Below are 25884 nucleotides of genomic sequence, written 5' to 3' on the forward strand. Positions count from 1 at the left end.
TACAATGACCCGAATATTCAGACCAGACGCCGCGATGCGCGCCGGGCGCGCGGGACGGCGTCGTTTTCATCCTGCCATGCGTGTCAAACAGTTGCTTGCCGTGTCGCTGTCGGCCGCGATCGCGCTGCCGCCGGGCGGCCATGCGCAGAGCACGCCCGCGCCCCCGCTCGAGCCGGCGACGGGCGGCTCCCCGGCGATTTCCACCGTGCCGTCCGGCATCGCGACCGGCGTGTTCGGCACGTACGGCGGCGCGGAGAGCCGGTTCTCGGGCGCCGGCGGCGCGTCGGCGCCGGCCGCGAGCCTGCGCGCGCCGCTTCGTGCGCTGGAGCTGCCCGACCTCGGCGACGGTTCCGGCGGTTCGCTGACGCCGCAGGCCGAGCGCCGGCTCGGCGAGCGCGTGATGCGCGAAGTGCGGCGCGATCCCGACTATCTCGACGACTGGCTCGTGCGCGACTACCTGAACGCGATGGCGGCACGGCTCGCGGCGGCCGCCGCCGCGCGCTTCATAGGCGGCTACACGCCGGATTTCGACCTGTTCCCGGTGCGCGATCCGCAGATCAACGCGTTCTCGATGCCGGGCGGCTTCATCGGAATCAACAGCGGGCTCGTGGTCACGACGCAGACCGAGTCGGAGCTCGCGTCGGTGGTCGGCCACGAGATGGGTCACGTACTGCAGCGGCACATCGCGCGGATGATCGGCGCGAGCGAGAAGAGCGGCTACACGGCGCTCGCGACGATGCTGCTCGGCGTGCTGGCCGGCGTGCTCGCGCGCAGCGGCGATCTCGGCAGCGCGATCGCGATGGGCGGGCAGGCGTACGCGGTCGACAACCAGCTGCGCTTCTCGCGTTCGGCCGAGCGCGAGGCCGATCGCGTCGGTTTCCAGCTGCTCGCGGGCGCGGGTTATGACCCGTACGGGATGCCGGGCTTCTTCGAACGGCTCGACCGCGCGTCGACGGGCGACGCGGGCGTGCCGGCCTACGCGCGTACGCACCCGCTGACCGGCGAGCGGATCGCGGACATGGAGGATCGCGCGCGCCGCGCGCCGTACCGGCAACCGCGCCAGTCGGCCGAATACGGGTTCGTGCGCGCGCGGCTGCGCATCCTGCAGAACCGCGCGCCGACCGACATCTCGGCCGAGGCCCGCCGGATGCAGCTCGAGATCGACGACCGGACGGCGCCGAACGTCGCGGCGAACTGGTACGGCATCGCGCTCGCGGACCTGTTGCTCGGCGAATACGACGCGGCCGGCAACGCACTCGCGTCGGCGCGCGCGGCGTTCGATGCACGCGAGCGGCGCGAGAACGATCCGGACACGAGTTCGCCGAGCCTCGACGTGCTGGCCGCCGAGATCGCGCGCCGCGCGGGCCGGACCGACGACGCGGTGCGGCTCGCGGCGCTCGCGCAGCGGCGCTGGCCGGCGTCGCACGCGGCGATCGTCGCGCATCTGCAGGCGCTGATCGCCGCGCGCCGCTTTGCCGACGCGCAGACGCTCGCGCGGGCGCAGGCGAAGGCCGATCCCGAGCAGCCCGACTGGTGGGACTATCTCGCGAAGGCGAGCGACGGGAAGGGGGACGTGCTCGCGCGGCGCCGCGCGCTCGCGGAGAAACTGGCGCTCGACGGCGCGTGGCCGTCGGCGATCCGGCAGTTGAAGGAAGCCCGCGACGCGAAGGACGTGTCGTTCTACGAGCAGTCGATCATCGGCGCGCGGTTGCTGGAGTTCGAGGCGCGCTACAAGGAAGAGCGCGAGGACGAGAAGAACGGCCGCGGATAGCGGCCGTCGCGCGGCTTGTGCGGCTTGCGTGGGCGAGACGGCGGTGCGTCAGTTGCCGCTGCCGGCCGCCTGTCCTGCGTCATGGGCGGGGCTCGCGACATAGCCGAACCGGGCGGGCACGTCCGCGCAGGCGATGCTGCCGAGCGGCAGCGTGCGGCCGTCGCGCCAGCGCAGCACGGGCGGCTCCGCATCGAAATCCGCGTGATCGGCGAACAGCCCGAGGTCGTGATCGTGCAGCGCCGCGATGCGCCGCGTGCCGCCGTCGCGAAACAGCACGCCGCCCGCATCGTCGAGCCACGCTTCGTCCGGCTCGAACGGCGCACCCGTCTGGTCGGCGAGCACGAGTTGTCCGTCGCGCTCGGCGAGCCGGACGACCCACGGCGTATAGGCGAGCTCGACGTAGACGCGCTGCGGGCCGTTCTGGAAGAACCACCGGCCCTGCGCGTCGCATTCGTAGTTGCGGCCGATGAATGCGTTCAGCGCCGCATGCCGGATCGGCGAGCCGAGCTCGCCGGCCGCCTGGGCCGCGTCGTCGCGCAGCCGCCATTCGCCGCGCCGGTCGAGCAGCAGCCAGCCGGTACAGTGCGGCACGTTGGGCCATTTGGCGAGCGCCTGCCGGACGATGTCATCCATGGTCGACGAATTTCGCGCAATAGCCGAACACCCGCGCCGACAGCCAGTCGAGGCGGCCGGGGAACGGCCCGGTCATGAAGCCCGCGTGCCCGCCGTCCGCCGGCTGGTCGAGCTCGACGGCCGGCGACACGTCGGCCGGGCCGGGCAGCGCCGATTCCGGCAGGAACGGGTCGTTGCGGGCGTTGAGGATCAGCGTCGGCACGTCGATCGCGGGGAGCAGCGGCCGTGTGGTCGCCTTCGTCCAGTAATCGTCGGCGTCCGCGAAGCCGTGCAGCGGCGCGGTCACGACCTCGTCGAAGTCGCGCATCGTCACGGCCTGCAGCATCGCTTCGCGGTCGAACAGCCCCGGGTACTGGTCGAGCTTTGCCAGCGCCTTGCGCTTGAGCGTCTTCAGGAAGCTGCGCGTGTAGACCATCGCGAACCCCTGCGACAGCGCGCGGCCGCCGGCGTGCACGTCGATCGGCGTCGAGATCGCGGCGGCGGCGCGCAGGATCGACGTGTCGCTGCGATGCTCGCCGAGCCAGCGCAGCAGCACGTTGCCGCCGAGCGACACGCCGGCGGCGACCAGCGGCCCGCGATGCTGCGCGGCGAGCCGGCGCAGGATCCAGTCGACTTCGGCGCTGTCCGCGAGATGGTAGAAGCGCGGCTGGCGGTTGAGCTCGCCGCTGCAGCTGCGGAAGTGCGGCACGACGGCGTGCCAGCCCTTCGCGCGCGCGGCGGCCATCATCGCGAGCGCGTAGTGCGAGCCGGAACTGCCTTCGAGGCCGTGGAACAGTACGAACAGCGGCGCGTCGGGCGCGGGCGCCGCGCTGTCGAGATGGGCGACCCAGTCGAGATCGATGAAGTCGTGGTCGGGGGTTTCCCATCGCTCTCGTCGGTAGGCGACGACCGGACGCCGCGCGAACAGCGCGGGCACGATGGTTTGCGCATGGCTGTTCGGCAGCCAGCGCGGTGCGCGATAGCGCAGTGTGTCGTTGTCCGGAGCCGGAGCCCCGGTCAGCGGCGAGGTGGGCGGAGAAGCCGTACTCATGATCGCCCCGCGTATGCGTTGCTTCGTCTTTTCGTCAGTGCAGCGGACCCTGACCGTGACGGATCTTGGCGGCGAACTGCCCGGCCGCCTGTTCGGGAATCGGGCTCGCGTGGATGTGCGCGATGCGCCATTCGCCGCGTTCGTGAATCATCACGTACGTCGCGAAAACCATGTCGGGTTCGGCCGTCAGGTCGGCCTGCTGATGCGCTTCGGCGATCGTATAGACGACCGTGCCGAGGCTGTCGTACACGCGGATGTCGAGCGGCTCGATCGTCACGGGGCGCGTGGCGAGCCGGTTCGCGAGCCCGCTGCGGATCTGGTCGAGGCCGTGCAGATGCTCGCCGTCCGCCCATACGCAGCTGGCGAAATCCTCGTCGATCCACAACGCCAGCAGCGCGTCGAGATTGGCATCGGCGACGGCCTGGTAGTAGGCGTTGAGCGTATCGGCAGCGGCTTCGAAAAGGCGGGCAAAACGTGGCATCGGGGTTATCTCTCGCGCGCGTCGCGCGCCGTATTCAGCACGGCGGCCCGGATGGAGCCGCCGTACACCGGTGAATCGGATTGCCCGGCGCGCCGTGCGACGCTGCCGGTCAGGGTCAGCGCTGCCCGACGAGCATGCCGCGCAAATCGCCGAATACCTGCTCGGGACCGAGTTCGCGCAGGCACTTCAGGTGGCCGAGCGGGCACTCGCGTTCGAAGCAGGGACTGCATTCGAGATGCAGCCATTGTACCTTCGCCAGGTCCGACAGCGGAGGGGTGTGGCGCGGATCGGTCGATCCGTACAGCGCGACGAGCGGCCGGCGCAGCGCGGCCGCGACGTGCATCAGCCCCGAATCGTTGGTGACGACCGCGTTCGCGCGCGCGATCAGCGCGCACGCCTCGGACAGCGACGTCTGCCCGCACAGGTTGCGCACGTTCGGCGCGTGGTCGGCGATCGCCTGCGCGGCGGCCGCGTCCTTCTGCGAGCCGAGCGCGACGATCTGCGTATACGGGAACGACTGGTGGACGATCGTCGCGAGCGTCGCGAAGTGCTCGGGCGGCCAGCGCTTGGCCGGGCCGTATTCGGCGCCCGGGCAGAACACGACGAGCGGCTTGCGCGTATCGAGATTGAAACGCGCGGACACGCGCGCCGTCTCGTTCAGGTCCGCGTCGAGGCGCGGCGCGGGCAGCGTCTTCATCGACTCGGGCAGCTTCGCGCCCGGCGCGTACGCGAGCGCCGCGTAGTGGGTCGTCATCGGCGGGCGTTCGCCCGACTTGGCCGGATTCGCGTGCCGCACGTTCAGCAGCCCGTAGCGGTGCTCGCCCGTGTAGCCGATCCGCAGCGGAATGTTCGCGAGCCACGGGATCACCGCGGATTTCAGCGAATTCGGCAGCACGTACGCCGCGTCGTAGCCGACGTCGCGCAGGTCGCTCGCGAGCTGCCAGCGGCGCAGCAGCTGCAGCTTGCCGTGGGCGAGATCGGTCGCGTAGACATCGTGGATCTCGGGCATCCGCTCGAGCACGGGCGCGACCCATGAGGGTGCGACCGCATCGATCGCGATGCGGGGATGTAGTTTCTTCAGCAGCGCAAAAAGCGGCTGCGCCATCAATGCGTCACCGATCCAGTTCGGTGCGATAACCAGCGCTCGACGCATCAGGTGGACTTCCGATGTCGTAATGAAGCACGGCGCGCGTCGCGCCGCGTTCGGGTTGCCAGAATGGGGAAGGGCGGCGCGCCGGCTGTCCGGCTGCGCCGCCTTGCGGTCGGCGGGCCCGCGGGCCCAGCCGGCCGGGCTCAGTGGCCCTTGACGACTTCGCCGTCGCGCAGCTTGTAGCGCGTGCCGCAGTACGGGCAGCGCGCCTCGCCGTGCGACACGTCGATGAAGACGCGCGGGTGCGCGCTCCAGCGTGCCATCGCCGGGTTCGGGCAGTAGGCGGGAAGATCCTTGGCCGTCAGCTCGACCAGCGGCATTTCCTTGATTTCACTCATGAGACTTTCTCTTATCACTCTTGTGTGGGGCGGTCGGTGGCGCGGCGCGCTCAGACCTTCGTCAGCCAGTGCGCGTACTTCGCGTTCTTGCCCGACACGATATCGAAAAACGCCGACTGGAGCTTTTCCGTGACGGGGCCGCGCGCGCCGCTGCCGATCGTGCGGTTGTCGAGTTCGCGGATCGGCGTGACTTCGGCGGCCGTGCCGGTGAAGAACGCTTCGTCGGCCGTGTAGACCTCGTCGCGCGTGATGCGCTTCTCGATGACCTCGATGCCGGCGTCCCGCGCGAGCGTGATGATCGTGTCGCGCGTGATGCCGTCGAGGCACGATGCCAGGTCGGGCGTGTACAGCTTGCCGTTGTTCACGAGGAAGAAGTTCTCGCCCGAGCCTTCCGACACGTAGCCGTCGACGTCGAGCAGCAGCGCTTCGTCGTAGCCGTCGGCCGTCGCTTCCTGGTTCGCCAGGATCGAGTTCACGTACCAGCCCGACGCCTTCGCGCGGACCATCGACACGTTCACGTGGTGGCGCGTGAACGACGACGTCTTCACGCGGATGCCCTTCGCGAGGCCGTCCTCGCCGAGGTACGCGCCCCACGGCCACGCGGCGATCGCGACGTGGATCGTGTTGCCCTTCGCGGCCACGCCGAGCTTTTCCGAGCCGACCCAGATGATCGGGCGCAGGTAGCACGACTCGAGCTTGTTCTCGCGCACGACCGCGAGCTGCGCGGCTTCGAGCGTTTCCCGGTCGAACGGCACGTCCATCTGGAAGATCTTCGCCGAATTCAGCAGACGTTTCGTGTGCTCGGGCAGGCGGAAGATCGCGGTGCTGCCGTCGGCCGTCTTGTACGCGCGCACGCCCTCGAAGACACCCATGCCGTAGTGCAGCGTATGGGTCAGGACGTGGATCTTGGCGTCGCGCCAGTCGATCAGCTTGCCGTCCATCCAGATCTTGCCGTCGCGGTCGGCCATTGACATAGATTTCTCCTGGGATGCGGTTGTATGCAGCGTTGAGCCGGAAAGACGCATATTTTAGCGTCATTTGAAGGCGATCCGGTCGGTCGGCGCGGGGCCGGCGCTATAATCGGCCGGTACCGATTCCAATAATGACGGGATGCATCGGCAGGAGGCGCCGGCGTTCCGACGAACCGCCCGCTGCGGCCCGTTTTCCCATGCTCGCTCGATTGTCCGCCACCGACCGCTTCGCGCTGATCCAGGGCGCGCGCGACTATTCCCCGACACTGATGGCGATCCTGTCCTGGGGCCTCGTCACCGGCATCGCGATGAGCAAGTCGGTCATGACGCTCGGGCAGGCGAGCGCGATGTCGCTGCTGGTCTACGCGGGCTCGTCGCAGCTCGCGGTGCTGCCGCTCCTCGCGGCGAAGCTGCCGATCTGGACCGTGCTGCTCACGGCCGCGATGGTCAACACGCGCTTCGTGATCTTCAGCGCCGGGCTGGCGCCCCATTTTTCCTACCTGCCGCTGTGGCGGCGTCTCGCGATCGGCTATTTCAACGGCGACGTGATCTACCTGCTGTTCCAGAAACAGGGTTTCGCCTACGGCCACGTGCCGGGCAAGGAAGCGTATTTCTGGGGGATGGCGCTCGCGAGCTGGGTGTCGTGGCAGGTGTCGTCGCTCGCCGGCATCCTGCTCGCGAGCTTCTTTCCCGCGAGCTGGGGGCTGGAGCTGGCCGGCACGCTCGCGCTGATCCCTATCATGGTGTCGGCGGTCGCGAACCGCTCGACGCTCGCGGCCGTCGCGGTCGCGGGCATCGTGTCGCTGATCGCGTTCGACCTGCCGTACCGGCTCGCGCTGCCGCTCGCGGTGCTCGCCGCGCTGGCGGCCGGCTGCACGGCCGACTTCTTCGTCGAACGGGCCGACTGGCGGCGCATCCGCACCGAAACCGTGCACGAGAAGGAGATCGAATGAGCGCGACGGAGATCTGGATCGTCATCATCGGGATGACGATCGTCACGGCGGTCACGCGCGCGCTGTTCCTGATCGGCGGCGAGCGCACCGTGCTGCCCGAACGCGCGCAGCGCGCGCTGCGCTACGCGCCGGCCGCCGCGCTCGTCGCCGTCGTGCTGCCCGACGTGCTCGAAACGCCGGCCGGGCTGTCGTTCGCACTGTCCAACCATCCGTTCTACGCGGCGCTCGCCGGCCTCGGCTGGTTTTTGTGGCGCCGCAGCATGCTCGGCACGATCGTGGTCGGCATGGTCGTGTTCACCGTGCTGCGCCTGATCTTCTGATGAATCGTCGTTCCGGCCTGCCGGGTACGGGCCGCCCGCGGGCGGCCATTGCTGCGCCGCGGCAATGTGCCGGTTTGCGCGCGCGATCCCAAATAGGCGGAATTCGCCGCCCGCGGGTCAGTCTGCCGGGTGGATCGGCTAGAATGCCCGTTCGAGATTTTTTACCCGTGCGCGTCATGCGAACCGCCAGCCACGGCCGCATCCGGCGCCCTTTCGCGGCAGCCCGCGCACGTCCAGCGTGAACCCCCTTTCCCCATCCACTACTTCAATCTGTTCAACATGAGCCAAGTCAAGCGTCTTACCGACCTGATCGCCGCCGGCCAGCTCGCCGGCAAGCGGGTGTTCATCCGCGCCGACCTGAACGTCCCGCAGGACGACCAGGGCAACATCACCGAAGACACCCGCGTGCGCGCGTCCGTGCCGGCCATCCAGGCCGCGCTCGACGCCGGCGCGGCCGTGATGGTCACGTCGCACCTCGGCCGTCCGACCGAAGGCGAATTCAAGCCGGAAGACTCGCTCGCGCCGGTCGCGAAGCGCCTCGCCGAGCTGCTCGGCCGCGACGTGCCGCTGGTGTCGAACTGGGTCGAGAACGGCGTGAACGTCGCGCCGGGCCAGGTCGTGCTGCTCGAGAACTGCCGCGTCAACAAGGGCGAGAAGAAGAATTCGGACGAGCTCGCCCAGAAGATGGCGAAGCTCTGCGACGTGTACGTGAACGACGCGTTCGGCACCGCGCACCGCGCGGAAGCGACCACGCACGGGATCGCGAAGTACGCGCCGGTCGCGTGCGCGGGCCCGCTGCTGGCCGCCGAGCTCGACGCGCTCGGCAAGGCGCTCGGCAATCCGGCCCGCCCGCTGGTGGCGATCGTCGCCGGCTCGAAGGTATCGACCAAGCTCACCATCCTGAAGTCGCTGGCCGGCAAGGTCGACCAGCTGATCGTCGGCGGCGGCATCGCGAATACGTTCATGCTCGCGGCCGGCCTGTCGATCGGCAAGTCGCTCGCGGAAGCCGATCTCGTCGCCGAGGCGAAGGCGATCATCGACGAGGCGCGCGAGCGCGGCGCGTCGGTGCCGATCCCGACCGACGTCGTCACCGCGAAGGAATTCGCGCCGACGGCCGCGGCCACGGTGAAGCAGGTCGCCGACATCGAAGCGGACGACATGATCCTCGACATCGGCCCCGATACGGCCAAGGCGCTCGCGAGCCAGCTCGAGAAGGCCGGCACGATCGTGTGGAACGGCCCGGTCGGCGTGTTCGAGTTCGACCAGTTCGGCAACGGCACCAAGACGCTCGCCGAAGCGATCGCCAAATCGTCCGCGTTCTCGATCGCGGGCGGCGGCGACACGCTCGCGGCCATCGCGAAGTACGGCATCCACGACCAGGTCAGCTACATCTCGACGGGCGGCGGCGCCTTCCTCGAGTTCCTCGAGGGGAAGAAGCTGCCGGCGGTGGAAGTGCTCGAAACGCGGGCGGCCTGAGCGTGGCGGCGCGCGCAGGGGTGACGAAGGCCGCGCGCTCCGCGAAAGCGGAGCCGCCGGCCGGCGCGGGCAAGCGCAAACGCGCGCCCGCGCGGGCGAACACCGCCCCGCGCGCACCGGCGGCCGCCGGCGACGCGGCCGACCAGCACCACGAGATTCAGAACAAAGCGATGCCGGGCGCAAGCACCGGCACGCCCCCCGGAACGGCCGCCGCTGGGCCCGCCGCTTCCGGCTCTCGCAGCGTTTCACCCAGCGCATCCACCTTGATCCAGATGAGGAGTTTCATGCAGCGCGCCACCAAGATAGTCGCCACGATCGGCCCGGCTTCCAGTTCGCCGGAGATTCTGCTGCAGATGATGCAGGCGGGCCTCGACGTCGTGCGGCTCAATTTTTCGCACGGCACGGCCGACGATCACCGCCAGCGCGCCGAGATGGTGCGCGAGGCCGCCCGCAAGGTTGGCCGCGAGATCGCGATCATGGCCGACCTCCAGGGTCCGAAGATCCGCGTCGGCAAGTTCGAGAACGGCAAGACCACGCTCGTGCCGGGGCAGCCGTTCATCCTTGACGCCGCCTGCGAGCTCGGCAACGACGAGCGCGTCGGCCTCGACTACAAGGAACTGCCGCGCGACCTGCGTCCGGGCGACCTGCTGCTGCTGAACGACGGCCTGATCGTGCTGACCGTCGAGCGCGTGCTCGGCGACGAGATCCACACGATCGTCAAGGTGGGCGGCGAGCTGTCGAACAACAAGGGCATCAACCGCCAGGGCGGCGGCCTGTCGGCGCCGGCGCTGACCGCGAAGGACATGGAAGACATCCGCACGGCGATGTCGCTCGGCGCGGACCTCGTCGCGGTGTCGTTCCCGAAGAACGCGACCGACATGGAAATGGCGCGCCAGCTCGCGAACATCGCGGGCGCGCCGTACGGCATCAAGCCGAAGATGATCGCGAAGATCGAGCGCGCGGAAGCGATTCCGGCGCTGCAGAGCATCCTCGACGCGTCCGACGGCATCATGGTCGCGCGCGGCGACCTCGCGGTGGAAGTGGGCAACGCGGCCGTGCCGGCGCTGCAGAAGCGCATGATCCGGATGGCGCGCGAGTCGAACAAGCTCGTGATCACCGCGACGCAGATGATGGAATCGATGATCCATGCGCCCGTGCCGACCCGCGCGGAAGTGTCGGACGTCGCGAACGCGGTGCTCGACGGCACCGACGCGGTGATGCTGTCGGCCGAGACGGCCGCCGGCAAGTACCCGGTCGTCACGATCGAGACGATGGCGGCCGTGTGCGTCGAAGCGGAAAAGTCGGAACATGTCGAGCTCGACAAGGATTTCCTCGACCGCACGTTCACGCGGATCGACCAGTCGATCGCGATGGGCGCGCTGTTCACCGCGTACCACCTCGGCGCGAAGGCGATCATCGCGCTGACCGAGTCGGGCGCGACCGCGCTGTGGATGTCGCGTCACTACACGCACGTGCCGATCTTCGCGCTGACGCCGCGCGTCGGCAGCGAGCGCACGATGGCGCTGTACCGCAACGTGACGCCGCTGCACGTCGACTTCAACAGCGACCGCGATTCGGCGCTGCAGGCGGCGCTCGAGATCGTCGTCAAGCAGGGCTACGTGCAGCACGGCGACATGGTCGTGCTGACGGTCGGCGAGCCGATGGGGCAGGCGGGCGGCACCAACACGCTGAAGATCGTGCGGGTCGGCGAACACTACTGAGCGCCCGCTGAGCATCGGGCCGGCCTGGCGGGCCGGCCGCCGAGATCGGCTGGAAGCTGGTCTGGCACCGTTTTTCACGCGAAAGCCGCGTGGGGTTCGAAGCCCCGCGCGGCTTTTTTTCTCTTTTTTGCCCGCATTGTGCCGTGCGAACGTAACAAATTGCGAGTGAGCGCCACCGGGCGGTCGGAATCGGAGGCGCTTCGCGATAAAATGCGGCTATTCGACGCTCAGCCGCGCCGCCTCGCCCCGGGTCGAACGGGGGCGGATGCCGCGCCGGCGTCAGGGCGCACCGGTTTTCATTCCAAGGAGTTCCACAATGCCTCTCGTATCAATGCGTCAATTGCTGGACCACGCGGCGGAGCACGGTTACGGCCTGCCGGCCTTCAACGTGAACAACCTGGAGCAGGTCCAGGCGATCATGGCGGCGGCGGACCAGGTCGGCGCGCCCGTGATCATGCAGGCATCGGCCGGCGCGCGTAAGTACGCGGGCGAGCCGTTCCTGCGCCACCTGATCGAAGCAGCCGTCGAGTCCTACCCGCACATCCCGGTCGTGATGCACCAGGATCACGGCCAGTCGCCGGCGGTCTGCATGGCGGCGATCCGCAGCGGCTTCACGAGCGTGATGATGGACGGTTCGCTCGAGGCCGACGGCAAGACGGTCGCGTCGTACGAGTACAACGTCGACGTGTCGCGCAAGGTCGTCGAGATGGCGCACTCGATCGGCGTGACGGTCGAAGCGGAACTCGGCGTGCTCGGCTCGCTCGAGACGATGAAGGGCGACAAGGAAGACGGCCACGGCGCGGAAGGCACGATGACCCGCGAGCAGCTGCTGACCGATCCGGAGCAGGCCGCCGACTTCGTGAAGCTCACGCAGTGCGATGCGCTCGCGATCGCGATCGGCACGTCGCACGGCGCGTACAAGTTCTCGAAGAAGCCGACGGGCGACATCCTGTCGATCCAGCGCATCAAGGAAATCCACGCGCGCATCCCGAACACGCACCTCGTGATGCATGGTTCGTCGTCGGTGCCGCAGGAGCTGCTCGCCGAGATCCGCGAATTCGGCGGCGACATGAAGGAAACCTACGGCGTGCCGGTCGAGGAAATCCAGGAAGGCATCAAGCACGGCGTGCGCAAGATCAACATCGACACCGACCTGCGTCTCGCGATCACCGGCGCGATCCGCCGCTACCTGTTCGAGAACCCGGGCAAGTTCGATCCGCGCGACTACCTGAAGCCCGCGCGCGAAGCGGCGAAGCAGGTCTGCGTCGACCGCTACCTCGCGTTCGGCTGCGAAGGCCAGGCCGGCAAGATCAAGCCGGTGGCGCTCGACAAGATCGCCGAGCAGTACAAGTCCGGCGCGCTCGCGCAGGTCGTGCGCTGAGACTGTAGTACGATTGCCCCCGCCCGGTACTGCCGCCGGGCAAGGGCTGGCCGCCCGGTTGCCGGATTCGATCCGGCCCCGGTAGCCGCTCCGTCCGGCCGAACAAGGGCCGGCCGGCAACCGCCGGGCGCCGTCGCCCGCCGGTTCGCCGACGCATTGCAAGACCGCCGTTCCCGCCTGCCGCGGGGAACGGCGTTTCCCTTTTTGTTTGGCTCCTTATCTGCGAAAAGACGATGTCTACCCTTTACGAATCCACGCTCCGCTCGCTGCCGCTCCTCGGTCGCGGCAAGGTCCGCGACAACTACGCGGTCGGCAACGACAAGCTCCTGATCGTCACGACCGACCGCCTGTCGGCGTTCGACGTGGTGATGGGCGAGCCGATTCCGAACAAGGGCCGCGTGCTGAACCAGATGGCGAACTTCTGGTTCGACAAGCTCGCGCACATCGTGCCGAACCACCTGACGGGCGACGCGCCGGAAGCGGTCGTCGCGGCCGACGAGGTCGAGCAGGTGCAGGGCCGCGGCGTGGTCGTCAAGCGCCTCGAGCCGATCATGATCGAAGCGGTCGTGCGCGGCTACCTGGCCGGCAGCGGCTGGAAGGAATACCAGGCATCGGGCGCCGTGTGCGGCGTGCAGCTGCCGGCAGGCCTGCAGAACGCGCAGAAGCTGCCCGAGCCGATCTTCACGCCGGCCGCGAAGGCCGAGATGGGCGAGCACGACGAGAACATCACGTTCGAGGAGACCGAGCGCCGTATCGGCACCGAGCTGGCCGCGACGATCCGCGACATCTCGATCAAGCTGTACAAGGAAGCGGCCGACTACGCGGCGACGCGCGGCATCATCATCGCCGACACGAAGTTCGAATTCGGCCTCGACAACCACGGCAAGCTGTACCTGATGGACGAAGTGCTGACGGCCGATTCGTCGCGCTTCTGGCCGGCCGACCAGTACGAAGTCGGCACGAACCCGCCGTCGTTCGACAAGCAGTTCGTGCGCGACTGGCTCGAGGCGCAGCCGTGGGGCAAGACGGCGCCGGCGCCGGCGCTGCCGGCCGACGTCGTCGAGAAGACGGCCGCGAAGTACCAGGAAGCGCTCGAGCGCATCACGGGCCAGTCGCTCGTCTGAGAGAAGGAAGGAATGCACGACATGAGTGAAGTCCAGACTGCCCACACGCACGGCGCGCCGCTCGTCGGCGTGCTGATGGGTTCGAGTTCCGACTGGGACGTGATGAAGCACGCGGTCGCGATCCTGCAGGAATTCGGCGTACCGTACGAAGCGAAGGTCGTGTCCGCGCACCGGATGCCCGACGAGATGTTCGATTACGCGGAGAAGGCGCGCGAGCGCGGGCTGCGCGCGATCATCGCGGGCGCCGGCGGGGCCGCGCACCTGCCCGGCATGCTGGCCGCGAAGACCACGGTGCCGGTGCTCGGCGTGCCGGTCGCGAGCAAGTACCTGAAGGGCGTCGATTCGCTGCACTCGATCGTGCAGATGCCGAAGGGCGTGCCGGTCGCGACGTTCGCGATCGGCGAGGCCGGCGCCGCGAATGCCGCGCTGTTCGCGGTGTCGATCCTGTCCGGCAACTCGGTCGACTACGCGAACCGGCTCGCCGCGTTCCGCGTGCGCCAGAACGAAGCCGCGCACGCGATGGTGCTGCCGCCGCTCGAATGACGGCGCACCGGCGGCCGCGCGTCGCGGCTGCCTGACTTTCCCACTGCGGCGGGCAGCGCCCGCCGCGACCGACCACTGACATGACCGCAACTCCTGATTCCGTTTCCCCGATCCTGCCCGGCGCGTGGCTGGGCATGGTCGGCGGTGGCCAGCTCGGCCGCATGTTCTGCTTTGCCGCCCAGTCGATGGGCTATCGCGTCGCCGTGCTCGATCCCGATCCGACGAGTCCCGCCGGCACGGTCGCCGACCGCCACCTGCGCGCGGCGTACGACGACGAAGCCGCGCTCGCGGAACTGGCCGACCTGTGCGACGCCGTATCGACGGAGTTCGAGAACGTGCCGGCCGCGAGCCTCGATTTCCTCGCACGCACGACGTTCGTCGCGCCGGCCGGCCGCTGCGTCGCGGTCGCGCAGGACCGGATCGCGGAGAAGCGCTTCATCGAGGCGTCGGGCGTGCCGGTCGCGCCGCACGTCGTGATCGAATCGCCGGCGGCGCTCGCCGCGCTCGACGATGCCGCGCTCGGCGCGGTGCTGCCGGGCATCCTGAAGACGGCGCGCCTCGGCTACGACGGCAAGGGCCAGGTGCGTGTGAGCACCGCGCGGGAAGCGCGCGACGCCCATGCGGCGCTCGGCGGCGTGCCGTGCGTGCTCGAGAAGCGCCTGCCGCTGAAATACGAAGTGTCGGCGCTGATCGCGCGCGGCGCGGACGGCCGCTCGGCCGCGTTCCCGCTCGCCCAGAACGTGCACCACAACGGCATCCTCGCGCTGACGGTCGTGCCGGCGCCGGCCGCCGATGCCGCGCGCGTCGCGGAGGCGCAGCAGGCCGCCGTGCGGATCGCCGATACGCTCGGTTACGTCGGCGTGCTGTGCGTCGAATTCTTCGTGCTGGAAGACGGCTCGTTCGTCGCGAACGAAATGGCGCCGCGCCCGCACAACTCCGGCCACTACACGGTCGATGCGTGCGCAACGAGCCAGTTCGAGCAGCAGGTGCGCACGATGACGCGCATGCCGCTCGGCAATCCGCGCCAGCATTCGCCGGCCGCGATGCTGAACATCCTCGGCGACGTGTGGTTTCCGCACGGTGCGGCGGCCGATGCCGTCACGCCGCCGTGGGACACGGTCGCCGCGATGCCGGCCGCGCACCTGCACCTGTACGGCAAGGAAGAAGCGCGCGTCGGCCGCAAGATGGGCCACGTGAACTTCACGGCCGAGACGCGCGACGAGGCCGTTGCCGCGGCCACCGCGTGCGCGCAGCTGCTGCGCGTGCCGCTCGACTGAGGCGCCGGCCGATGTCCATCGATCTTCCGACCTCCGTGACGCTCGCGCAGATCGACGCGGCCGCCGCGCTGCTCGACGCGGGGCAGCTCGTCGCGTTCCCGACCGAGACCGTCTACGGGCTCGGCGGCGACGCGGCCAATCCCGAAGCCGTCGCGCGCATCTACGCGGCGAAAGGGCGGCCCGCGAACCATCCGGTGATCGTGCACCTGCCGCCGGGCGGTGACCCCGGCTACTGGGCCGACGACGTACCGGCCGACGCGCACGCGTTGATCGATGCATTCTGGCCGGGCCCGCTGACGCTGATCCTGAAGCGCCACGCCCGCATTCCGGATGCCGTGAGCGGCGGACAGGATTCGGTCGGGCTGCGCTGCCCGTCCCATCCGGTCGCGCAGGCGCTGCTGGCCGCGTTCAGCGCGCGGCGCGGCGGCCACGGCGGTGTGGCGGCGCCGTCCGCGAACCGGTTCGGCCACGTGAGCCCGACGACCGCGCAGCACGTGCGCGACGAATTCGGCGACACCGTGCACGTGCTCGACGGCGGAGCATCCGAAGTCGGCATCGAATCGACGATTCTCGATCTGTCGCGCGGTTTCCCGGCGCTGCTGCGCCCGGGCCACGTGACGCCGCAACAGATCGCCGACGTGCTCGGCCGCGCGCCGAAGCTGCCGGACGGCAGCGACGCGACCGCACCGCGCGCGTCGGGCACGCTGAAAGCGCATTACGCGCCGCGCACGCCGCTCGCGCTGCTGCCGTTCGACGCGCTCGAGCCGCTGCTCGCGGCCGCGCAAACCGATGGCGAACGGGTCGCGCTCGTCGCCCGTGTATCGCGCGCGGGGCGCTGGGCGCAAGCCGACGGCGTGCATTTCGTCGCGGCGCCGGAAGATCCGCGGGCCTATGCGCGCGACCTGTACGGGATGCTGCGCGCGCTCGACCGTGCGCAAGTCGCGCGTATCCTCGTCGAGAAGCTGCCCGAGACCGTCGAATGGATCGCGGTCAACGATCGCCTCGGCCGCGCGGCTGCCGCGTTCGAGGCGCGCGACTGACGTTCATCGCGCTTCACGCATGAAAAAACGCCCGACCGGCGAACCGGTCGGGCGTTTTCGTTTGGGCGCGTGGCCGGCGGCTTACTTGCCGACGCCGGACTTCGCGATCTGCTGCTCGACGTACTGCGCGAACAGCGCATGCAGGCGCGTCGTCGGGTGGACCGTGTCGGCGAACATGTAGGTCTGGTCCGCGTTCGCGACCGTGTAGGTCTGCGGCGAGCAGAACAGCGACGAGCCGAAGGCGGTTGCGTTCGCGACGCCGTACTGCGTGGCGGCCTGGACCATCGCCTTCAGGTTGCAGGCGGTGTCGGTGTTCGACACGCTGAAGCCGTTCGCCTGGTAGTTGGCCGCGATGCCGTCCTGCCACGTGAACGAATCGACCACCGCATACTTCGTCGTATCGACCTTCAGCGCGGCGAGCGTGCCGACGAGCGTCTTGTTGAAGAGGCCCGACAGTTGCGTGAACGCGGCCTGCGTGCCGCCTTGCAGTGCGAGCGGCGTGCCGCCGATGTCCGGCACGTTCGCGACGAACACGTGCGTCGCGCCTGCCGCGACGATCTGCTGGACGATCCCGCCGAGCTGCTGCGCGGCCAGGCCGATCGCCTGCGCGGCCGCGAGCTGCGCGGCCGGCGTGTTGCCTTGCGCCTGCGCGACCTGCGCCTGATAGAAGATGTCGTTCGCGCCGCCGTTGATCAGCACGATCTGGCCGGCGTTGAAGCTGCCGTGCTGCGACAGGTACTGCTTGACCTGGTCGGCGATCGGCGTCGTCGTTGCCTGCGCGTAGTCGGCGTTCGGCCCGCTGGCGTCCGCGTGGCCGATGCCCGGCTGCAGCGTCACGCGCGAGCCGCCTTGTGCGTAGCCGAGGCCGCCGGTGGCCTGCAGCGGGATGCCGAAGCCGCCCTGGTTCGCGGGCTGCAGCGTGTCGCCGTAGTACTGCGCGACGTTCTGCGTCCACACCTGGCCCGGGTTGGTCGTGAAGCGGCCGCCGCCGAAGCCGAGCTTGATCTGCGAGTAGGTGCCCGCGTCGGACAGGCTGTCGCCGAACGACACGACCTGCATCTTCACGCCCGACGGCGGCGTGTTCGACGAACTGCTGCCGTTGTTGTCGTCACCGCCGCCGCACGCGGCGAGCAGCGCGAGCGCGGCGCCGGCGATCGCGACCTGCGCGGTGCGCAGCATGCGCTGACGGGTGCGGGAAGGTGCGTGTTGTTGTGTCTGCATCGTTCGATCTCCTCGTAGATATGGCCTGATGTGTTTCTCATCTGCCGCGTGCCTGCTCGGTTCCGGGCTGCGCGGCGGCCGTTGGCTGAAACGGTTTATCGGTCACGCGCAGCCGCCAGCGGCACGGTGCGTGGATCCTGGTTCGCGGCCTCGGCAATCTGCGCATGATAAGCGCTCGCCCATTCGGGCGGGCCGAAAATCGCGCGCAGCTTGTTGCCCCATCCGTCGACGCGCAACGCGTCGGACGCCATCGACACCCATTCGTGGAACGTCGCGACGAGCGGGTTGTTCGAGCCGAGCCGCTCGACGATTCCGTACTGCGGCGGGTCGTCGGGCGTTTCCTCGACATAGCTGCCGAACAGGCGATCCCAGATCACCAGGACGCCTGCGTAATTGCGGTCGATGTAGCGCGCGTTGCGCGCATGGTGCGCGCGATGGATCGACGGCGTATTCAGCACGTATTCGAGCCAGCCGAGCTTGCCGATCGCCTGCGTGTGTACGAAGAACTGGAACGCGAGGTTGATCAGCACGATGCCGACGACCTGTTGCGGCGGAAAGCCGGCGAACGCGAGCGGCAGCCAGAACACCCACATGCCCGCGACGGGGTACATCAGGCTCTGGCGGAACGCGGTCGAGAAATTCATCCGCTCGGACGAGTGGTGCACGACGTGCGCGGCCCACAGCCAGCGCACGCGATGGCTCGCGCGATGAAACACGTAGTAGAGGAAGTCCTGCGCGACGAACAGCACCGCGAACGACAGCCAGCCGTCGTGCCACGTGTAAAGACGATAGTGCCGGTAGCAGTACGCATAGACGGGAATCACGAACAGCCACGCGATCTTGTCGGCGCCCTGGTGCATCAGCGCGAGCGCCGCGTTGCACAGCGTGTCGCGCCACGCATAGACAGGGTCTTGCGCACGTGTGCGGGCGAGGTGCCAGGCCTCCCATGCGATGCAGAGCAGGAAGACGGGCGCCAGCGCGAGCAGAAGCAATTCGACGTCGAATCGCATGGGCGTGTCTCCTTCTTTCCCCTGCAAGCCATGAGGCCGGGCGTGTGGCCCGTTGTAGATATCGGTCAGGCCAACAGCCTACGCAATCGCCACGCGCTAGGCGAGGGGGCAGCGTAGAGGGTTCCCTCTGAGGACAGGGTTTCTACGGAAGCCGCGCGGCACGGGGCCGGGCGGTGCGGCCCTGTTTTACGGGCGCGGCCGGCGCGCGGTGCGGCGTGCGCCGGCGGCGGCGGCGTTTCAAACCGGGCAATGCGAAAGGCGAGCGCGGGCGCGGCGGAAAATCGGCGCGGGCCGCCCGCGAGGGCGGCCCGTTGCGCGATGTGCGGTGCGTCAACGCGTCAGTGCGCGCCCGCGTAGATCCACTCGAGCAGCGTGTCGTGCGCGGCGCGCGCGGCTTCCGCGTGATCGTTGTTGATGAAGCTGACGACGATGTAGCTCTGGCCGTCGGCGCCGCCGACGTAGCCCGCGATCGCGCGCACGTCGCGCAGCGTGCCGGTCTTGATGTGCGCGTTGCCGAGCACGCCGGCGTTGGTGAGGCGGTTCTTCATCGTGCCGTCGATGCCGGCGATCGGCAGCGAATCGATGAAGGCCTGCGCGACGGGGCTCGCGTTCGCGGCCTGCAGCAGCGCGGCGAGTGACTGCGCGCTCACGTGCTCTTCGCGCGACAGGCCCGAGCCGTTCTCGAGCACGAGGTCGGGCATCGCGATGCCGTTCTTCTGCAGGAATGCCTGGATCACGCGGCTCGACTGTTCGGGCGTCGCGGGCGGCTTGCCGCCGACCGCGCCGATCGTCAGGAACAGGTTGCGCGCCATCACGTTGTTGCTGAACTTGTTGATGTCGTAGACGATGCTGCCGAGCACCGGGCTGTGGTGCACCGCGAGCGGCCGCGCGGTGGTCGGCACCTTGCCTTCGCTCACGGGGCCGGCGATCGTGCCGCCGTCCTGCTGCCACAGCGCGAGGAAGCCGCGCGCGAAGAACGTCGTGTGATCGAGGATCGCGAGGTTGGTCGTGTGCGCGCCGCAGCGCAGCGGGTAGTCGCCGGCGAACGAGGCCGTCATGATCCCGCCGCCGGCCGACAGCGTCGGGCGCGCGGCCGCGGCGGCCGCGCTGCACGAGCCCGAGCCTTCGACGAGCTGGTTGTCGATCGACAGGTTCGCGAGCGGCGGCAGCACGTCGACGGCCACCTTGCCGTCGTCGCCCGGCGTGACCGTGAACGACACGGCCTTGAACGCGTACAGCAGCGGATCGGGGCCGACGTTGTACGGCGCGCTGGCATCGTCGTCGAACGACGGCAGGTCGCGCGTCGACGCCGCGAAATAGCTCTTGTCGAGCACGAGGCCGCCGGCCACGCGCTTGACGCCGGCCTTGCGGAGCTTGTCGACGAGGTCGATCAGCTCCTCGGGCACGAGCTTCGGATCGCCGGTGCCCTTGATGTACAGGTTGCCTTGCAGCGTGCCGTCGGGATCGACCGTGCCGTCCGTGTACGCGGTCGTGCGCCAGCGGTAGTCGGGGCCGAGGATCGACAGGCCCGAGAAGGTCGTCACGAGCTTCATCGTCGAGGCCGGCAGCATCGGCCGGCTCGCATTCCACGCGATCAGCGGCTCGGGATCGCCGACGCGCTCGACGACGACGCTCATCGCCGAGGCCGGCACCTTCGCGCGCTGCAGCGCGACGAGCACGGACGCCGGCAGGCCGGCCGCGCGCGCGGCCGGCGACACGACGGCGGTCTTGCGCGCGTCCTTGTGGGATTTCTTGCGGGCCTGCGCGGGCGGTGCGAACGCGAGGGCCGTGCAGGTGGCGACGACGGCGGCCGCGCGCAGGCACAGGCGGGCGCGGGGGGCGAACCGGGCGGAAAGATCGGAAATCGGCATGGGCGAATACGGGAAAAGCAGGGGCTCGGGCAGGGCGCGCGGCGGCGCCAAAGCGCACATTGTAGAGACAAGTCCGCGCAGGCCCCTTGCAATCCGCCTTACTGTTGCATTGCACGGTGCCGCGCACGCGATTCGCGGCGCTACAATGGTCGGCGTGTTTGACTCGCCCCATGGATACCTGTCCCGATGCGGATACTGCTCGTCGAAGATGATCGAATGATTGCGGAGGGCGTGCGCAAGGCGCTGCGCTCGGACGGCTTTGCGGTCGACTGGGTGCAGGACGGCGACGCGGCGCTCACGGCGCTCGGCGGCGAGACGTACGACCTGCTGCTGCTCGATCTCGGCCTGCCGAAGCGCGACGGCGTCGACGTGCTGCGCACGCTGCGCGCGCGCGGGCTGTCGCTGCCGGTGCTGATCGTCACCGCGCGCGACGCGATCGCCGACCGCGTGAAGGGGCTCGACGCGGGCGCCGACGACTACCTCGTCAAGCCGTTCGACCTCGACGAACTCGGCGCGCGGATGCGCGCGCTGATCCGCCGCCAGGCCGGGCGCAGCGAGTCGCTGATCCGCCACGGCGCGCTGACGCTCGACCCCGCTTCGCACCAGGTGACGCTCGACGGCGCGCCCGTCGCGCTGTCCGCGCGCGAGTTCGCGCTGCTCGAGGCGCTGCTCGCGCGGCCCGGTGCGGTGCTGTCGAAGAGCCAGCTCGAGGAAAAGATGTACGGCTGGGGCGAGGAGATCGGCAGCAACACCGTCGAGGTCTACATCCACGCGCTGCGCAAGAAGCTCGGCTCGGACCTGATCCGCAACGTGCGCGGGCTCGGCTACATGGTCGTCAAGGAAAGCTGACGCGTGAGGTCGATTCGTCATCAATTGCTGATCTGGCTGCTCGCGATCGTCGTCGCGGGCGTGGGCATCGCGGGCTGGCTCATCTACCGGCAGGCGCTCGCGGAGGCGAACGAGCTGTTCGACTACCAGCTGCAGGAAATCGCCGCGGCGCTGCCGTCGGAGCCGTTCTCGCAGGTGTTCGGCTCGCGCACCAACGGCGACGAAGGCATCGTGATCCAGATCTGGAACCGCAACGGCGTGCTGATGTACTTCTCGCATCCGCGTGCGCCGATCGCGCCGCGCGCGGAACTCGGCTTCTCGACCGAGCGCACCGATCGCGGCGAATGGCGCGTGTACGGCGCGATCGTCGGCGACAACGTCGTGCAGCTCGCGCAGCCGCTGTCGGTGCGCAACCGGCTCGCGGCGAACGTCGCGCTGCGCACGCTGTGGCCGCTGATCGTGCTGCTGCCGTTCCTCGGCGCGGCCGTCTGGGTGATCGTCGGGCGCGGCCTCGCGCCGCTCGGCCGCGTGACGCGCGCGGTCGAGGCGCGCCGGCCGGAAGCGCTCGATCCGCTGCCCGACGCGCGCCTGCCGCTCGAGGTGCAGCCGCTCGTGCGCGCGCTGAACGGGCTGCTCGCGCGGCTGTCGGCCGCGCTCGACACGCAGAAGGCGTTCGTCGCCGACGCCGCGCACGAGTTGCGCACGCCGCTCGCGGCCGTGCAGATCCAGGCGCAGCTCGTCGCCCGCGCGAAGGACGACGCATCGCGCCGCGAGGCGGTCGCGGATCTCCAGGACGGCGTGTCGCGCGCGACGCGCCTCACGGAGCAACTGCTCGCGCTCGCGCGTGCCGAGCCGGACGGCGCGACGATGCGCGAACCGGTCGACCTGCAGGCGCTGCTCGCCGAATGCGTGACCGCGCATGCGCCGCTCGCGCAGCGGCGCGACATCGATCTCGGCTTCGAGGAGACGCGCGCGGCGAGCGTCGTCGCGGACATTGGCGCGCTGCGCGTGATGTTCGGCAACCTGCTCGACAACGCGGTGAAGTACACGCCGGACGGCGGCCGCATCGACGTGTCGCTGACCCGCGACGCGGCCGGCCGCGCGTGCGTCCAGATCGGCGACAGCGGGCCCGGCATCCCGGCCGACGAACGCGAGCGCGTGTTCGACCGCTTCTACCGCGACAGCTCCGCGCGGGCGCGCACCGACGTGGCGGGCAGCGGGCTCGGGCTCGCGATCGTCAAGCGCGTGGCGGCCCAGCAGGGCGCGACGGTGTCGCTCGGCGACGCGGCCGCGGGCGGCCTGCTCGTCAGCGTCGTGTTCCGCGACGCCGAGATGCCCGCCGAGGCGCCGCAGCCTTCCGAATCCGCGTGACGCGTGCCGCCAGGCGGCCGCCGGCGGCCGCTTAAGCCCCGCTTAAGGCTGATTAAGCCTCCTTTAAGTCAGGGTCGTTACGCTGCGTCCTAACAAAGAGGAGGTCCTACGATGAATACCCGATTCCTTGCGCGCGGCACCGTCGCGGTCGCCGTGGCGGCCGCCCTGTCAGCCGGCTATTTCGCCGGTACGCGCCGCGCCGATCCGCAGATCATCACGCCCGCGCAGGCCGCGCTGATGCCGGCCGAAGCGGCCGCCAAGACCGGCATTCCCGATTTCTCCGGGCTCGTCGAGACCTATGGCCCGGCGGTCGTGAACATCAGCGCGAAGCACGTCGTGAAGCAGGTGTCGCGGCGCGTGCCGCAGCCGCAACTGCCGATCGACCCGAGCGACCCGTTCTACCAGTTCTTCAAGCACTTCTACGGCCAGGTGCCGGGCATGGGTGGCGACGCGCAGCCCGACGACCAGCCGAGCGCGAGCCTCGGTTCCGGGTTCATCATCAGCTCCGACGGGTACATCCTCACCAATGCGCACGTGATCGACGGCGCGAACGTCGTCACGGTCAAGCTGACCGACAAGCGCGAATACAAGGCGAAGGTCGTCGGCGCAGACAAGCAGTCCGACGTCGCGGTGCTGAAGATCGACGCGAGCGGCCTGCCGACCGTGAAGATCGGCGATCCGGCGCAGAGCAAGGTCGGCCAGTGGGTCGTCGCGATCGGCTCGCCGTACGGCTTCGACAACACGGTCACGTCGGGCATCATCAGCGCGAAGTCGCGCGCGCTGCCGGACGAGAACTACACGCCGTTCATCCAGACCGACGTGCCGGTGAACCCCGGCAACTCGGGCGGCCCGCTGTTCAACCTGCAGGGCGAGGTGATCGGCATCAACTCGATGATCTACTCGCAGACGGGCGGCTTCCAGGGCCTGTCGTTCGCGATCCCAATCAACGAGGCGATCAAGGTCAAGGACGAGCTCGTGAAGACCGGCCACGTGAGCCGCGGCCGCCTCGGCGTCGCCGTGCAGGGGCTGAACCAGACGCTCGCCAGTTCGTTCGGGCTGCCGAAGCCGGACGGCGCGCTGGTCAGCTCGGTCGACCCGAACGGCCCGGCCGCGAAGGCCGGCCTGCAGCCGGGCGACGTGATCCTGTCGGTCAACGGTTCGCCGGTCGCCGATTCGACGTCGCTGCCCGCGCAGATCGCGAACCTGAAGCCCGGTTCGAAGGCCGACCTGCAGATCTGGCGCGACAAGTCGAAGAAGTCGATCAGCGTGACGCTCGGCGCGATGGCCGATGCGAAGCTCGCGTCGAACGACGGCGGGCCGGTCGAGCAGGGCCGCCTGGGTGTCGCGGTGCGTCCGCTGTCGCCGCAGGAGCGCAGTGCCGACAACCTGTCGCACGGGCTGATCGTGCAGCAGGCCGGCGGTCCGGCTGCCAATGCGGGTATCCAGCCCGGCGACGTGATCCTCGCGGTCAACGGCCGCCCGGTCACGAGCCCCGAGCAGTTGCGCGACGCGGTCAAGGGCGCGGGCAACAGTCTTGCTCTTCTGATCCAGCGCGATAATGCGCAGATCTTCGTGCCGGTCGACCTGAGCTGACCGGCATGGCCGACGGCCGGCTCGGCCGGCCGCGGCGGGCGCCGCCGCTCGACCGCGTGACGCGGCGCCCCGTATGTGTTCCGACCCCAAGGAGAGAGCCATGCAATATCCACGCAACGTGTCCCGATTTGCCGTCGCCGTGGCGTTGGCCGCCGGCCTCGCAGCCGGTGCGACCGGCGCGTACGCGCAGTCCGACGGCTTGCCGGCCGCGCGCCAGCAGGGTGACGTCACCTTCGTGTCCGGCGGCGTCGGGCAGGACGAATCGACGGCGTTCCAGCACAACGAGGCGAAGTGGCCGCTGGCGCTGCGCTTCACCGGCAAGGGCGGCGAGTTCCTGGCCGACGTCCACGTGCGGATCGTCGACGGCAAGGGCACGGAAGTGCTGAAGACCGACGCGCGCGGGCCGTACATGCTCGTGAAGGTGCCGCCGGGACGCTATACGGTGCATGCGTCGTACCAGGGCAACGAGGAATCGCGCGCCGTCACGGTCGGCGCGAAGGGCGGCGCGAAAACCGCGTTCCAGTGGAGCGCGCAGTAGCCCGCCGCGCGCGGCCGCGCCCAGGTCGCGCAATCGGACGAAGTTTCGCCCATAATGAAAGCCACGGCACGCGTGCCGTGGCTTTTTTTCGTTTCCTGCGCCCGGTTTGCCTGCCGGGGCGCCCGAAGGAGAAACGATGTCCGATGCAGCCGACCCTCGACTCGAAATCGTGCCGAACCGCCATCGCGTTCGCGTGATCCATCGCGGCATCACGTATGCCGATTCGCATCGCGCGCTGACCGTCCGCGAAACGGGACTGCCGGACATCCATTACCTGCCGCGCGGCGACGTCAACATGCGCCGGCTCGTGAAGTCGGGTTTCACGACCGCGTGCCCGTTCAGGGGGCCGGCCGTGCATTTCGACTTGCAGACGGAAGACGGCGTGATCGAGAACGCCGCATGGAGTTACGAGGAACCGACGGAGGCGGCGTCCGTGCTTGCGCACTACGTCGCCTTCGATGTCGCGCGGATCGACAGTCTCGTCGAGACGTCCTGATGCGGCGCGGGTTCATCGGGGAGGCGTCATGGAACTGAACGACACGTTACGCGTTGCGCTCGCGCCGCCTGTCGTGCGGGAGGCGTTCGAGGATCTCGCGTTGCTGCGGGCGAGCTTCGACCATTGCGAATCGTTCGTGAAGCTCGCGCACGGCGAGTTCGCGCTGACGATCACGGTGCCGCTCGGCCCGCTGCGCGCGCGCTACGACGTGCGCGCACACGCGGCCGCCGAGCAGGGCGACGCGCAAGGGCGGCCGCGCCGTGTGCTGAGTTTCAAGGCGCGCGCCGACGGCCTCGGCGCGCTGCGCGGCCAGGTCGAACTCGTGCTGATGCCGGATGACGACGCGAACGCGACGCGCATCGAGTACGTGGTCTGGGCGACGGCGAGCGGGCCGCTTGCCGAGCTGCCGGGGCGGCAGATCGACAACGCATTGCGCGAGTGGACCGATGATTTCTTCCAAGAGTTCTGCGCGGTCGTGCAGGCGAAGCACGGCCTCGCGCCGAATCGCGCGCGCTCGGCCGCGCCGCGCCGCCAGCATGTGTTCCTGCGGCCCGCGTCGCTGATGGCCGCGACGAAGCGTGCGCTGCCGCCGCACCTGGGCGGCGCGCTGACCGGGCGCGCGGCCAGCGCGCTCCCGCATCGCGGCTCCGGCACGGTGCCGGTTTGGGCCTGGGCGGCGATGATCGTGTTCGTCGCGCTGCTGCTCTACGCGGCACGCTGGATCAACGGCGGCTGAGCGGCCTTACC

At 69.5% G+C, this 25884-nt stretch carries 26 protein-coding genes; 16 read left to right on the top strand and 10 right to left on the bottom strand.

All coding sequences use genetic code 11. From position 1 onward, the window contains the following. The first annotated feature begins 76 nt into the window (after positions 1-76). On the top strand, positions 77-1771 hold the full coding sequence (locus AC0KUR_RS28330; protein ID WP_124609678.1) for a M48 family metalloprotease: 1695 nt from the start codon (positions 77-79) through the stop codon (positions 1769-1771). Positions 1772-1819: 48 nt separating this feature from the next. On the opposite strand, the gene AC0KUR_RS28335 is transcribed toward AC0KUR_RS28330, so the two are convergent. The 6 genes from AC0KUR_RS28335 to AC0KUR_RS28360 form a co-directional block, all read right to left on the bottom strand. After that, complete coding sequence (locus tag AC0KUR_RS28335) at positions 1820-2404, bottom strand: DUF2946 family protein (RefSeq protein WP_059560438.1); 585 nt, start codon at positions 2402-2404, stop codon at positions 1820-1822. After that, complete coding sequence (locus AC0KUR_RS28340) at positions 2397-3434, bottom strand: hydrolase (protein WP_034189076.1); 1038 nt, start codon at positions 3432-3434, stop codon at positions 2397-2399. The genes AC0KUR_RS28335 and AC0KUR_RS28340 overlap by 8 nt, the downstream gene beginning before the upstream one ends. Before the next feature lie 34 nt (positions 3435-3468). Further along, positions 3469-3915: a nuclear transport factor 2 family protein gene (locus tag AC0KUR_RS28345; protein ID WP_034178922.1), complete on the bottom strand. Its 447-nt coding sequence runs from the start codon at positions 3913-3915 to the stop codon at positions 3469-3471. Positions 3916-4030: 115 nt separating this feature from the next. Continuing rightward, positions 4031-5068: a lipopolysaccharide heptosyltransferase II gene (waaF, locus tag AC0KUR_RS28350; RefSeq protein WP_049029287.1), complete on the bottom strand. Its 1038-nt coding sequence runs from the start codon at positions 5066-5068 to the stop codon at positions 4031-4033. 140 nt (positions 5069-5208) lie between these two features. After that, complete coding sequence (locus tag AC0KUR_RS28355; protein ID WP_006749970.1) at positions 5209-5403, bottom strand: zinc-finger domain-containing protein; 195 nt, start codon at positions 5401-5403, stop codon at positions 5209-5211. Positions 5404-5453: 50 nt separating this feature from the next. Continuing rightward, a complete protein-coding gene (locus AC0KUR_RS28360; protein WP_034189078.1) occupies positions 5454-6377 on the bottom strand; it encodes a branched-chain amino acid transaminase in 924 nt (307 codons plus the stop codon). Between the two features lie 194 nt (positions 6378-6571). On the opposite strand from AC0KUR_RS28360, the gene AC0KUR_RS28365 reads away from it, so the two are divergent. The 3 genes from AC0KUR_RS28365 to AC0KUR_RS28375 all read left to right on the top strand — a co-directional run bounded on the left by AC0KUR_RS28365 (position 6572) and on the right by AC0KUR_RS28375 (position 9123). Further along, positions 6572-7327 carry an AzlC family ABC transporter permease gene (locus AC0KUR_RS28365; protein WP_059560435.1) on the top strand — a complete coding sequence of 252 codons (756 nt, stop codon included), beginning with the start codon at positions 6572-6574 and terminating at the stop codon, positions 7325-7327. Then, a complete protein-coding gene (locus AC0KUR_RS28370; protein ID WP_034189080.1) occupies positions 7324-7647 on the top strand; it encodes an AzlD domain-containing protein in 324 nt (107 codons plus the stop codon). The genes AC0KUR_RS28365 and AC0KUR_RS28370 overlap by 4 nt, the downstream gene beginning before the upstream one ends. Positions 7648-7926: 279 nt before the next feature. Then, a complete protein-coding gene (locus AC0KUR_RS28375) occupies positions 7927-9123 on the top strand; it encodes a phosphoglycerate kinase (RefSeq protein WP_049028208.1) in 1197 nt (398 codons plus the stop codon). Positions 9124-9280: 157 nt separating this feature from the next. On the opposite strand, the gene AC0KUR_RS28380 is transcribed toward AC0KUR_RS28375, so the two are convergent. Beyond that, on the bottom strand, positions 9281-9409 hold the full coding sequence (locus AC0KUR_RS28380) for a hypothetical protein (protein ID WP_021164118.1): 129 nt from the start codon (positions 9407-9409) through the stop codon (positions 9281-9283). On the opposite strand from AC0KUR_RS28380, the gene pyk reads away from it, so the two are divergent. The 6 genes from pyk (at position 9408) to AC0KUR_RS28410 (ending at position 16209) form a co-directional block, all read left to right on the top strand. Continuing rightward, on the top strand, positions 9408-10844 hold the full coding sequence (gene pyk / locus AC0KUR_RS28385; RefSeq protein WP_034189082.1) for a pyruvate kinase: 1437 nt from the start codon (positions 9408-9410) through the stop codon (positions 10842-10844). The genes AC0KUR_RS28380 and pyk overlap by 2 nt on opposite strands. Positions 10845-11160: 316 nt before the next feature. Beyond that, on the top strand, positions 11161-12225 hold the full coding sequence (fba, locus tag AC0KUR_RS28390) for a class II fructose-bisphosphate aldolase (protein WP_034189083.1): 1065 nt from the start codon (positions 11161-11163) through the stop codon (positions 12223-12225). Positions 12226-12458: 233 nt separating this feature from the next. Next, positions 12459-13349, top strand: a complete 891-nt coding sequence (locus tag AC0KUR_RS28395; protein WP_034189084.1) for a phosphoribosylaminoimidazolesuccinocarboxamide synthase — start codon at positions 12459-12461, stop codon at positions 13347-13349. 21 nt (positions 13350-13370) lie between these two features. Next, entirely contained in the window at positions 13371-13892 is a 522-nt protein-coding gene (gene purE, locus AC0KUR_RS28400) for a 5-(carboxyamino)imidazole ribonucleotide mutase (RefSeq protein WP_034189110.1), read from the top strand. A gap of 80 nt (positions 13893-13972) precedes the next feature. Continuing rightward, positions 13973-15169 (top strand): 5-(carboxyamino)imidazole ribonucleotide synthase, encoded by a 1197-nt coding sequence (locus AC0KUR_RS28405; RefSeq protein ID WP_034189085.1) that lies wholly within the window; start codon positions 13973-13975, stop codon positions 15167-15169. A gap of 11 nt (positions 15170-15180) precedes the next feature. Continuing rightward, on the top strand, positions 15181-16209 hold the full coding sequence (locus AC0KUR_RS28410; protein WP_473376713.1) for an L-threonylcarbamoyladenylate synthase: 1029 nt from the start codon (positions 15181-15183) through the stop codon (positions 16207-16209). A gap of 81 nt (positions 16210-16290) precedes the next feature. Here the strand turns inward: AC0KUR_RS28410 and AC0KUR_RS28415 are convergent, their stop codons facing one another. The 3 genes from AC0KUR_RS28415 to dacB form a co-directional block, all read right to left on the bottom strand. Beyond that, positions 16291-17430 (bottom strand): SGNH/GDSL hydrolase family protein, encoded by a 1140-nt coding sequence (locus AC0KUR_RS28415; protein ID WP_473376714.1) that lies wholly within the window; start codon positions 17428-17430, stop codon positions 16291-16293. Between the two features lie 95 nt (positions 17431-17525). Further along, a complete protein-coding gene (locus AC0KUR_RS28420) occupies positions 17526-18440 on the bottom strand; it encodes a sterol desaturase family protein (protein ID WP_034189088.1) in 915 nt (304 codons plus the stop codon). 338 nt (positions 18441-18778) lie between these two features. Continuing rightward, positions 18779-20311, bottom strand: coding sequence for a D-alanyl-D-alanine carboxypeptidase/D-alanyl-D-alanine endopeptidase (gene dacB / locus AC0KUR_RS28425; protein ID WP_034189089.1), 1533 nt, complete (start codon positions 20309-20311; stop codon positions 18779-18781). Between the two features lie 186 nt (positions 20312-20497). Between dacB and AC0KUR_RS28430 the strand changes: the two genes are divergently transcribed. The 6 genes from AC0KUR_RS28430 to AC0KUR_RS28455 all read left to right on the top strand — a co-directional run bounded on the left by AC0KUR_RS28430 (position 20498) and on the right by AC0KUR_RS28455 (position 25873). After that, on the top strand, positions 20498-21160 hold the full coding sequence (locus AC0KUR_RS28430; RefSeq protein WP_034189090.1) for a response regulator: 663 nt from the start codon (positions 20498-20500) through the stop codon (positions 21158-21160). 3 nt (positions 21161-21163) lie between these two features. Further along, complete coding sequence (locus AC0KUR_RS28435; RefSeq protein ID WP_034189091.1) at positions 21164-22510, top strand: ATP-binding protein; 1347 nt, start codon at positions 21164-21166, stop codon at positions 22508-22510. A gap of 111 nt (positions 22511-22621) precedes the next feature. Further along, positions 22622-24103, top strand: a complete 1482-nt coding sequence (locus AC0KUR_RS28440; protein WP_034189092.1) for a DegQ family serine endoprotease — start codon at positions 22622-22624, stop codon at positions 24101-24103. A gap of 100 nt (positions 24104-24203) precedes the next feature. Next, positions 24204-24641, top strand: a complete 438-nt coding sequence (locus AC0KUR_RS28445) for a carboxypeptidase-like regulatory domain-containing protein (protein ID WP_034189093.1) — start codon at positions 24204-24206, stop codon at positions 24639-24641. Positions 24642-24777: 136 nt separating this feature from the next. Beyond that, a complete protein-coding gene (locus tag AC0KUR_RS28450; RefSeq protein WP_034189094.1) occupies positions 24778-25137 on the top strand; it encodes a DUF427 domain-containing protein in 360 nt (119 codons plus the stop codon). A gap of 28 nt (positions 25138-25165) precedes the next feature. Continuing rightward, entirely contained in the window at positions 25166-25873 is a 708-nt protein-coding gene (locus AC0KUR_RS28455; protein ID WP_034189095.1) for a CoxG family protein, read from the top strand. Positions 25874-25884: the final 11 nt, after the last annotated feature.

This window comes from Burkholderia sp. YHN3-13 (genome assembly GCF_055810675.1).

Bases quoted from the DNA above. Each gene is read 5' to 3' on its own strand.
- AC0KUR_RS28330 (WP_124609678.1), top strand. From the start codon at position 77: ATGCGTGTCAAACAGTTGCTTGCCGTGTCGCTGTCGGCCGCGATCGCG.
- AC0KUR_RS28335 (WP_059560438.1), bottom strand. From the start codon at position 2,404: ATGGATGACATCGTCCGGCAGGCGCTCGCCAAATGGCCCAACGTGCCG.
- AC0KUR_RS28340 (WP_034189076.1), bottom strand. From the start codon at position 3,434: ATGAGTACGGCTTCTCCGCCCACCTCGCCGCTGACCGGGGCTCCGGCT.
- AC0KUR_RS28345 (WP_034178922.1), bottom strand. From the start codon at position 3,915: ATGCCACGTTTTGCCCGCCTTTTCGAAGCCGCTGCCGATACGCTCAAC.
- waaF (WP_049029287.1), bottom strand. From the start codon at position 5,068: ATGCGTCGAGCGCTGGTTATCGCACCGAACTGGATCGGTGACGCATTG.
- AC0KUR_RS28355 (WP_006749970.1), bottom strand. From the start codon at position 5,403: ATGAGTGAAATCAAGGAAATGCCGCTGGTCGAGCTGACGGCCAAGGAT.
- AC0KUR_RS28360 (WP_034189078.1), bottom strand. From the start codon at position 6,377: ATGTCAATGGCCGACCGCGACGGCAAGATCTGGATGGACGGCAAGCTG.
- AC0KUR_RS28365 (WP_059560435.1), top strand. From the start codon at position 6,572: ATGCTCGCTCGATTGTCCGCCACCGACCGCTTCGCGCTGATCCAGGGC.
- AC0KUR_RS28370 (WP_034189080.1), top strand. From the start codon at position 7,324: ATGAGCGCGACGGAGATCTGGATCGTCATCATCGGGATGACGATCGTC.
- AC0KUR_RS28375 (WP_049028208.1), top strand. From the start codon at position 7,927: ATGAGCCAAGTCAAGCGTCTTACCGACCTGATCGCCGCCGGCCAGCTC.
- pyk (WP_034189082.1), top strand. From the start codon at position 9,408: ATGCAGCGCGCCACCAAGATAGTCGCCACGATCGGCCCGGCTTCCAGT.
- AC0KUR_RS28380 (WP_021164118.1), bottom strand. From the start codon at position 9,409: ATGAAACTCCTCATCTGGATCAAGGTGGATGCGCTGGGTGAAACGCTG.
- fba (WP_034189083.1), top strand. From the start codon at position 11,161: ATGCCTCTCGTATCAATGCGTCAATTGCTGGACCACGCGGCGGAGCAC.
- AC0KUR_RS28395 (WP_034189084.1), top strand. From the start codon at position 12,459: ATGTCTACCCTTTACGAATCCACGCTCCGCTCGCTGCCGCTCCTCGGT.
- purE (WP_034189110.1), top strand. From the start codon at position 13,371: ATGAGTGAAGTCCAGACTGCCCACACGCACGGCGCGCCGCTCGTCGGC.
- AC0KUR_RS28405 (WP_034189085.1), top strand. From the start codon at position 13,973: ATGACCGCAACTCCTGATTCCGTTTCCCCGATCCTGCCCGGCGCGTGG.
- AC0KUR_RS28410 (WP_473376713.1), top strand. From the start codon at position 15,181: ATGTCCATCGATCTTCCGACCTCCGTGACGCTCGCGCAGATCGACGCG.
- AC0KUR_RS28415 (WP_473376714.1), bottom strand. From the start codon at position 17,430: ATGCAGACACAACAACACGCACCTTCCCGCACCCGTCAGCGCATGCTG.
- AC0KUR_RS28420 (WP_034189088.1), bottom strand. From the start codon at position 18,440: ATGCGATTCGACGTCGAATTGCTTCTGCTCGCGCTGGCGCCCGTCTTC.
- dacB (WP_034189089.1), bottom strand. From the start codon at position 20,311: ATGCCGATTTCCGATCTTTCCGCCCGGTTCGCCCCCCGCGCCCGCCTG.
- AC0KUR_RS28430 (WP_034189090.1), top strand. From the start codon at position 20,498: ATGCGGATACTGCTCGTCGAAGATGATCGAATGATTGCGGAGGGCGTG.
- AC0KUR_RS28440 (WP_034189092.1), top strand. From the start codon at position 22,622: ATGAATACCCGATTCCTTGCGCGCGGCACCGTCGCGGTCGCCGTGGCG.
- AC0KUR_RS28445 (WP_034189093.1), top strand. From the start codon at position 24,204: ATGCAATATCCACGCAACGTGTCCCGATTTGCCGTCGCCGTGGCGTTG.
- AC0KUR_RS28450 (WP_034189094.1), top strand. From the start codon at position 24,778: ATGTCCGATGCAGCCGACCCTCGACTCGAAATCGTGCCGAACCGCCAT.
- AC0KUR_RS28455 (WP_034189095.1), top strand. From the start codon at position 25,166: ATGGAACTGAACGACACGTTACGCGTTGCGCTCGCGCCGCCTGTCGTG.